Source organism: Oceanobacillus caeni, assembly GCF_042678465.1.
Taxonomy (GTDB): domain Bacteria; phylum Bacillota; class Bacilli; order Bacillales; family Amphibacillaceae; genus Oceanobacillus; species Oceanobacillus caeni.
The window spans coordinates 1-763 of record NZ_JBHTKV010000076.1; the positions used below are offsets into that span (position 1 = coordinate 1).

At 37.2% G+C, this 763-nt stretch carries 1 protein-coding gene; it reads right to left on the reverse strand.

Annotation, left to right across the window (positions count from 1 at the left end):
• Window positions 1-139: 139 nt before the first annotated feature.
• Window positions 140-607: an IS200/IS605 family transposase gene (tnpA, locus tag ACFQ18_RS18085; RefSeq protein WP_216884347.1), complete on the reverse strand. Its 468-nt coding sequence runs from the start codon at window positions 605-607 to the stop codon at window positions 140-142.
• Between the last annotated feature and the right edge of the window lie 156 nt (window positions 608-763).

Genomic DNA, 763 nt, shown 5'->3' on the forward strand with positions numbered 1-763 from the left:
AATCATGACCACCCGTCCAACGGGTGGTTTGCACAACGGCTATAAGCCTATACTACCGACCAGCGTCTCAAGGCGCTGGCTTTCATATAGCATTCAAGCCTCATTGTCGTTGCCTCTTTTGCTAACCCCTGAAGGAGTGTTAGTATTTCTTGCCACCCTTAAAAGGGTCTTCATATTCTTTTACACTTAATTTATCAAGTGCAATATCATGTTTTTCTTGCTCTTGAATGTATTTTCTAATGGTAGCTTCATTCAAACCAACTGTACTTACATAATATCCTTCAGCCCAAAAGTGTCTATTTCCAAACTTATATTTTAAATTTGCATGCTTATCAAATATCATTAGAGCGCTTTTTCCTTTTAAATATCCCATAAAATTTGATACTGCTAGTTTTGGTGGAATACTCACTAACATGTGAACATGATCTGGCATAAGATGTCCTTCGATTATTTCTACCCCTTTATATTTACAAAGTGTTCGAAGTATCTCGCCTATGCTCCTTCGATATTGATTGTAAATTATTTTTCGTCTATACTTTGGAGTGAACACAATATGGTATTTACACAACCATTTTGTGTGTGCCAAGCTATTTGCTTTATTGGCCAATTTACTCACTTTCCTTTCTATATTTAGAGGCTTGAACAATCTCTATTATAGAAGAAAGTGAGTTTTTTGTTTGGTATAACCACTTGTTACCCACCCGCATAGCAGGTGGTTTTCTGTTTCGCACGCTGCCGCGTACTCAACGGACTAAAGTCATAA